This is a genomic window from Limosilactobacillus ingluviei DSM 15946 (genome assembly GCF_001435775.1).
In the GTDB taxonomy this organism is placed as follows: Bacteria; Bacillota; Bacilli; order Lactobacillales; family Lactobacillaceae; genus Limosilactobacillus; species Limosilactobacillus ingluviei.
On the sequence record NZ_AZFK01000026.1, the window covers coordinates 1 to 6,638 of the forward strand.

At 50.4% G+C, this 6,638-nt stretch carries 6 protein-coding genes and 2 tRNA genes; 6 read left to right on the forward strand and 2 right to left on the reverse strand.

Annotation, left to right across the window (positions count from 1 at the left end; all coding sequences use genetic code 11):
• Window positions 1-24: 24 nt before the first annotated feature.
• Together FC43_RS04010 and FC43_RS04015 are read right to left on the reverse strand one after the other, a co-directional pair.
• Entirely contained in the window at window positions 25-795 is a 771-nt protein-coding gene (locus tag FC43_RS04010; protein WP_056954329.1) for a potassium channel family protein, read from the reverse strand.
• Between the two features lie 3 nt (window positions 796-798).
• Window positions 799-1,188, reverse strand: a complete 390-nt coding sequence (locus tag FC43_RS04015) for a PaaI family thioesterase (RefSeq protein ID WP_056954331.1) — start codon at window positions 1,186-1,188, stop codon at window positions 799-801.
• 34 nt (window positions 1,189-1,222) lie between these two features.
• Here FC43_RS04015 and menB point away from each other — a divergent pair, with 34 nt between their 5' ends.
• The 6 genes from menB to FC43_RS04045 all read left to right on the forward strand — a co-directional run bounded on the left by menB (window position 1,223) and on the right by FC43_RS04045 (window position 6,522).
• A complete protein-coding gene (menB, locus tag FC43_RS04020) occupies window positions 1,223-2,044 on the forward strand; it encodes a 1,4-dihydroxy-2-naphthoyl-CoA synthase (RefSeq protein ID WP_019206932.1) in 822 nt (273 codons plus the stop codon).
• 12 nt (window positions 2,045-2,056) lie between these two features.
• Window positions 2,057-3,475, forward strand: coding sequence for an o-succinylbenzoate--CoA ligase (locus tag FC43_RS04025; RefSeq protein ID WP_056954333.1), 1,419 nt, complete (start codon window positions 2,057-2,059; stop codon window positions 3,473-3,475).
• Between the two features lie 334 nt (window positions 3,476-3,809).
• On the forward strand, window positions 3,810-5,309 hold the full coding sequence (locus tag FC43_RS04030) for a peptide MFS transporter (RefSeq protein WP_056954335.1): 1,500 nt from the start codon (window positions 3,810-3,812) through the stop codon (window positions 5,307-5,309).
• 122 nt (window positions 5,310-5,431) lie between these two features.
• Window positions 5,432-6,271, forward strand: coding sequence for a metallophosphoesterase (locus tag FC43_RS04035; RefSeq protein ID WP_056954337.1), 840 nt, complete (start codon window positions 5,432-5,434; stop codon window positions 6,269-6,271).
• Between the two features lie 86 nt (window positions 6,272-6,357).
• Window positions 6,358-6,440: transfer RNA gene (locus FC43_RS04040), tRNA-Tyr, on the forward strand.
• A gap of 10 nt (window positions 6,441-6,450) precedes the next feature.
• Window positions 6,451-6,522: transfer RNA gene (locus FC43_RS04045), tRNA-Gln, on the forward strand.
• The last annotated feature ends 116 nt before the right edge of the window (window positions 6,523-6,638 follow it).

The window sequence follows — 6,638 nt, forward strand, 5'->3', positions numbered from 1 at the left end:
TAAGACTAGCAATTTTTCATTTTTTCAGACTGTCAACTTGACAGGGTACAGTACCGTTTGATCTGGTTCGCCATTTTGCTGCATTAAGAGTTGTTCAATGTGTGCCAAGCGTTGTTCAATAGCTTGTTGATGGGTTTGCAGAGAATGGAGTTCGCGGCGTAATTGGTCATCATCGTCACTTGATAAGAGGTCAGTTAAAGAACTGGTCATCATCCCAATAAAGCCAATCCCGATGACCATTAGGATCACCGCTGCTAATTTTCCGATCCCCGTGGTTGGTGCGATGTCACCGTAGCCAACCGTAGAAACGGTGGTGATTGACCACCATAGGGCTGTCGTAAAACTGACTTTTTCGGCAATATGGTACATTACGGCTGCGATTAATAGGACCGCAAAGCTAAGGTAGGAGTAGTATAGTAAGCCCCGGGTTTTAATCAAGGAACGCAACCGTCCCGTTAACCCAATCAACCGGACCAGGCGTAACACGCGTAAAAGCTGAAGGATGCGAATTACCCGGGCAGCCCGGAACAGGTAAAAGAGCTGGTTAACGGGTAAAATTGCCAACAAATCCCAAACATTATGAATCAAAAAATACTTTTTATTTTTAGCCCGTCCCAACCGGACTACGTAGTCAAGGGTTAAAATGAGCCAGATCACATTATCGATTTGACGATAGGGACTGGCCAGGATATCAAGATCGTGGGCATAGTCCAATACTAACAAGAGGATTGAAATCACTGCCAAGGCGGCAATCCCAATCTGGTAGCTAATTAATAAAAATTTCTTGGGCGTCATTTGCTAATTCTCTCCGGTTGGTTCAGGGTGGGGTTTATTTTGGGCAATCAGCGTCACGGTACTGGTGCTGACCAAACGGTTTTGATTAGTGATGCGAACTTGCCAAGTTTGCATCCGCTGGCCGATATGAAGGGGAGCAGCCGTAGCGATTAAGCAGCCCGCGGTACTAGGGGCTAAGTGGTGAGTGTTGATATCAACCCCCACGGCAACTTGATTAGCCGGCAGGGCAGCATTGGCGCCTAAGGAAGCCGCGGTTTCTGCCAGGACCGCATTAATGCCACCATGGACAATTCCAAAGGGTTGGAGTAGCTTTGCACTGACCGGAAGTGATACGATGGTAGATGACGGTGAGACCGATTGGATTTCGATCCCTAGGTTTTCAAGCAAATTCAAAATTTCACCTCATTTTGAAAGGAGTCGTTTGTGAATGACTGAAGTTAAATGGGAAAAGATCAAAGATTTTTCAGAAATCATTTTTGAGCGGACGGGCAAGATCGCCAAGATTACCATGAATCGCCCCGAAAAGCACAATGCTTTCACGCCGGTTACGGTGGCAGAAATGATTGAGGCTTTTACGATTTGTCGTGATGACAGCTCCATTGGGGTTATCATCTTGACGGGGGCTGGCGACCAAGCCTTTTCGTCTGGTGGTGACCAATCGGTGCGCGGCAACGGTGGCTACGTCGGCCCCGACCACATTGCCCGGCTAAATGTCTTAGACTTGCAACATCTCATTCGTATTATACCAAAACCAGTCATTGCGATGGTGAAAGGCTGGTCCGTTGGGGGTGGCAACATCTTGCAGTTGGTTTGTGACTTGACGGTGGCCGCGGATAACGCGAAATTCGGGCAAACGGGGCCGAAGGTGGGTTCGTTTGACGCGGGTTATGGTTCTGGCTACTTAGCGCGGGTGATCGGCCACAAGCGGGCCAAGGAAGTTTGGTTTTTAAACCACTTCTACACGGCTCAAGAAGCGTTGCAAATGAACTGGATCAACCGGGTGGTGCCATTAGATCAAGTTGAGGCCGCCACCTTAGAATGGGCTAACGAAATTTTGCAAAAATCACCAACGGCCTTGCGGTTAATTAAGGCGGCGATGAATGCTGATACGGATGGTTTAGCGGGGCTCCAACAATTAGGTGGGGATGCGACAATGCTGTTTTACACGACTGACGAAGGTAAAGAAGGCCGCGATGCCTTTAATGAAAAGCGGCAACCGAACTTCGATCAGTTTCCAACGTTCCCTTAGGGGGCGCGGGCAATGGAAACCCAAAATTGGTTAATTAAACAGGCCCAGCTGAATCCTGATCGCTTGGCCGTCAGCGATGGCCAGACCAGCTATACGTTTGCCCAGTTGCTGACGGTGGTTAAAGCTGATGCAGCGCATTTAGCGGGTTTGACGACCCAAGCGCGGGTAGGCCTGCTGGGGAAAAACAATTTATTGACCTACCGGTTGGCCTTGGCCTTGCTGAGCATGGGTAAGACCATCGTTTGGCTGAATTGGCGCTTAGCCAGTCCTGAATTAGCCTTTCAGGTGGCGGATAGTGAGTTGGATTTGGTCTTGGTTGATGACGCATTAATGCGCACGGAGTTCGACCAATGCTACCAGACCTACACTACGGTTTTGGCGCGTCCCGGCCAAGCGGTGGAGTTGCAAGCAACCTTTGCCAGTGAGGATATCGCCAGCATTATGTATACTTCGGGGACCACGGGGCAGCCTAAGGGGGTCTTGCAGACCTTTGGCAATCACTTTGCTTCGGCGATTGCTTCCAGTTTAAACCTGGGGCTAGTAACCAATGAACAGTGGCTGTGTGTGACCCCGCTCTTTCACATCAGTGGCTTTTCGATTGTAATGCGGGGGTTAGTTTACGGCATGGCAGTCCGGCTCATGGCCCGCTTTGATCCGGTGGCCGTAGAAGAGGTCTTGGCTACCGAGCCGATCACCATTCTTTCGGCGGTGCCATACATGCTTAAGCAATTGTTACAACAGCGGCAACGGACTCACCGCGCTTATCAGCCGGCCTTTCGGTTGGTGTTGTTAGGCGGCGGGACGATTGATCAGGCCACACTGGCGGCTTGTCAAGCGGCCCACTTACCGGTGGTACAATGCTACGGGATGACGGAAACGTGCTCACAAATTATTGCCCTCAGTGCGCGCGATGCCAGCCAACAGTTGGGGGCCGTCGGCAAACCGTTGTTTACTACTCAAATAAAATTGATGCCAACGACGCACGAAATTGCCATCAAAACTCCGGCCCTGACCCCGGGCTACCTAAAGCAACCCGCTAAATTTGCTGCTAAGATGGTGGATGGCTGGTACCTGACTGGCGACATCGGTCATTTTAATGCGGCCGGCTTTTTATACGTGGACGGGCGTAAGGATGAGATGATCATTTCTGGCGGGGAGAATATTTTTCCCCAAGAAGTGGAGCAGGTTTACGCTGCAATGCCAGGGATCGAAGCCGTCGCCGTAGTGGGCCAGGCGGATGCGACCTGGGGCCAGCGACCGGTCGCCTTTATCGTTGGGCAGGCCCAGCCTGCGCAAAAGTTAATTGATTATGGTTATGCGCACTTGGCCCACTATAAGGTGCCCAAGGAATATCATTTTGTTGCGGCTTTGCCCAAAAATGCCAGTGGCAAAGTCCAACGCTTTAAGCTTCGCCAGCAATTAGCAAAATAGTTTTTCAAAGCAGGAAACCGCTTCCTGCTTTTTAATTTTAAATCAGCTTTCCGGGGAGACTTTTTAATTTTAATGCATCGGCTGAAAAAACGTTGACCAGAATTAGATGAGAAAGCGGCGTTTACGAGATGAGAGGGATTAATGTTTCCTAGGACAAAGATTGCAAAATGATTCTTATTAAATCAAGGCGTAAACCGGTTTGTAGATTTGACCTCCTGCCTAACAAAGGGTATAATAAATTACACTTTTATTAGAAAGCGATGATTGTTCTCAGTAAATTATTCTCATTCACTGGCTTCAAAGCTTTGAATAAATCCTAACTGGGAGGAAAAATATGGATCAACAAAAATCGATGGACACGGCCTTTTTCGGGCAACCGCGGGGTCTGTCCACCCTGTTCTTCACGGAAATGTGGGAACGGTTCAGTTACTACGGGATGCGGGCCATCCTGCTGTTTTACATGTTCTATGCCGTCGAAAAAGGCGGGCTGGGGATGGACGAAACTACGGCCGCCTCAGTGATGTCAATTTACGGTTCATTGGTTTACCTGTCCGGGATTGTCGGCGGGTGGCTGTCTGACCGAGTTTGGGGGGCGCGCAAGACGGTCTTCATCGGTGGGGTGCTCATCATGTTTGGGCACATTGCCTTGTCCTTGCCGTTTGGTTTGCCTGCTCTTTATGCTTCGATTGCTTTAATCGTGGCCGGGACGGGGCTGTTAAAGCCCAACGTCTCAGACATGGTAGGGAGCTTATATGAAGAAGGCGATAAGCGTCGTGATGCCGGTTTTAGTATGTTTGTCTTCGGGATTAACTTAGGGGCCGCGGTGGCACCGTGGGCAGTGCCGTGGGCCGCAGGCGGCTTTGGTTTCCACTTGTTTGGCAGTGAAACCAATTTCCACGCCGGGTTCTCCTTGGCTGCGATCGGGATGTTCTTCGGGCTTTTGCAATACTGGTTGGACGGGAAGAAGTACTTGTCCAAGGACAGTCTCTACCCCAACGACCCGATTGACCGGGATGGCTTAAAGCCGATCATTACCTGGACGGTGGTAGCGGTGATCGTCGTGGCCGTCATCTTAGGGCTTTTGGCGGCAATGGGCCAATTAAACATCACCAACATCATTAATCTGATTACGGTGATTGCGATTGCCCTGCCGATTGTTTACTTCATTATGATGCTGAATTCGGCTAAGGTTACCAAGGTCGAACGCTCCCGGGTCAAGGCCTACATTTCCCTGTTTATTGCGGCGGCCATTTTCTGGGGGATTGAAGAATCGGGTTCCGTAGTGTTGGCCCTGTTCGCTGAACAACGGACGATCTTACACATCGGCAGCTGGCACTTTGCCGCAGCCAACTTCCAAACGTTGAACCCCCTGTTCATCATGCTCTTGACGCCATTCTTTGTTTGGCTGTGGAGTGCTTGGAAGAATCAACCAAGTGCCCCGGCGAAGTTTGCCGCGGGGATGGTCATTGCCGGGCTATCGTATATGTGGATGGCCTTGCCGGGGATTATCCACGGCACAACCAGTGGCCGGGTCAGTCCCTTCTGGCTGGTCGGTTCTTGGTTCATCGTTGAAATTGCCGAAATGTTGATTTCGCCAATCGGATTGTCCGTCACGACGAAGTTGGCGCCAAAGGCTTTCCAATCACAAATGATGAGTATGTGGTTCTTAGCTAACTCGGCCGGGCAAGCCGTTAACGCCCAAATCGTGAAGTACTACTCTGCTGACACCGAAATTCAATACTTCTTGATCATCGGTGGGGTCAGCGTGGTCTTCGGGATTGTGATGTTCTTCTTGGTTAAGAAGATTCACGCCCTGATGGAAGGAATCGACTAACCCACAGCAAAATTAAGTTCCAGGTGGTTGCCAACTGGCAGCCACTTTTTTTATTGGGAAGACAAAATAATGGGCAGCACTAAGCGCGGGGCTTACAATTAAAAGCTAAGGGGGAAGCAGCGATGAAGATTGCAATCAGCAGTGATAATCATTTGGATGTCAATCAAGTTGATCCGGCGCAAGCATTGGCGGCGCAAGCCGAATGGCTGCTTGAGCAGCAAGTGGGGGCGTACTTTTTTCTGGGGGACTTATTTAATGACTTCCAAAAGACCCGGGCGTATTTTACGGCGTTGCAAGCCCGCGTTGGGCCGCAAATCATGATTCGTTATTTGGCGGGCAATCATGATCAATTAACGGGGGTGACCGCCGCCCGACTGGAGCAATGCTTGGCTCCGGAATATTTTCATCAAGCGTTTTGGGATGTCCCCGGGACCGACTGGCGCATCATTGGCAATAATGGTTGGTACGATTATTCCTTTTCAAACTTGGCAGTGTCACCTGCGGCCGTGGCCCAGTGGAAAAAGGTCTACTGGATTGATGGCAGCATTACCCAGGCCGAGAGCGATCCGGTTCGGATGGCACGGGTAATGGTCCAAGTAAAGGCTCAGTTGCAAGCTGCTCAGGCGGCGGGAAAGCGTGTCATTTTCGTAACCCATTTTGTCCCAGCGGCGGCCTTAGTACCGCCCCTGCCAGTCCACCTCACTACGCCCCGGCAGCAACGCTTTGGCCAGATGTTTAACGCCATGCTGGGGAGTCGGCACTTAGGGGAACTGCTTTTGCAAATGCCCCAAGTTAAGCGCGTGGTCAGTGGGCATTTGCACGGTGAATTTGCGCCCCAAACCCTGGGGGCGGCGACCTATTACAATCCAGCGGTCGGGGTCCGGCGGCGCCCTGGTGAATGGCAACGGACGACCTTTCTGGAACAATGGACTTACCGAACCCTGGTGTGGAATTTAAGGTGATTTTTTTGCAATTAAGCCTTGCAATTCAGGCGGGGATTGTGTAATATAATATTCGTTGATTGTTCAGGTTTAACGATTGACCTTACGGAGGAGTAGCGAAGTCTGGTTAAACGCGACGGTCTGTAAAACCGTTCCTTCGGGTTCGGTGGTTCGAATCCACTCTCCTCCATTTTAATTATTGGGCTATGGCCAAGCGGTAAGGCAACGGTTTTTGGTACCGTCATGCGCTGGTTCGAATCCAGCTAGCCCAACTGACAAAGTCGTCACGGTGGTGGCGGCTTTTTTGTTTTTTTCGCGGCCAAAAAAATAAAGGTTCTACAATATTTGGTACTGATGGGAGTAAAATCCTGTTAGTACCATTTTTGTT

Bases quoted from the DNA above. Each gene is read 5' to 3' on its own strand.
- FC43_RS04010 (WP_056954329.1), bottom strand. From the start codon at position 795: ATGACGCCCAAGAAATTTTTATTAATTAGCTACCAGATTGGGATTGCC.
- menB (WP_019206932.1), top strand. From the start codon at position 1,223: ATGACTGAAGTTAAATGGGAAAAGATCAAAGATTTTTCAGAAATCATT.
- FC43_RS04025 (WP_056954333.1), top strand. From the start codon at position 2,057: ATGGAAACCCAAAATTGGTTAATTAAACAGGCCCAGCTGAATCCTGAT.
- FC43_RS04030 (WP_056954335.1), top strand. From the start codon at position 3,810: ATGGATCAACAAAAATCGATGGACACGGCCTTTTTCGGGCAACCGCGG.
- FC43_RS04035 (WP_056954337.1), top strand. From the start codon at position 5,432: ATGAAGATTGCAATCAGCAGTGATAATCATTTGGATGTCAATCAAGTT.